1 rRNA gene is annotated in these 238 nt (G+C 56.7%); it reads left to right on the top strand.

Annotated features, from left to right (window positions below):
* A 23S ribosomal RNA gene (locus C476_RS19110) occupies window positions 1–238 on the top strand; the annotation flags it as partial.

Raw genomic sequence — 238 nt, forward strand, 5'->3', positions numbered from 1 at the left:
AAGGACTCGTACGGTCACTGAATCCTGCCCAGTGCAGGTATCTGAACACCCCGTACAAGGGGACGAAGGACCTGTTAACGGCGGGGGTAACTATGACCCTCTTAAGGTAGCGTAGTACCTTGCCGCTTTAGTAGCGGCTTGCATGAATGGATCAACGAGAGCGCCACTGTCCCAACGTTGGGCCCGGTGAACTGTACGTTCCAGTGCGGAGTCTGGAGACCCCCAAGGGGAAGCGAAG

This window comes from Natrinema limicola JCM 13563, assembly GCF_000337475.1.
GTDB classification, from domain to species: Archaea; Halobacteriota; Halobacteria; order Halobacteriales; family Natrialbaceae; genus Natrinema; species Natrinema limicola.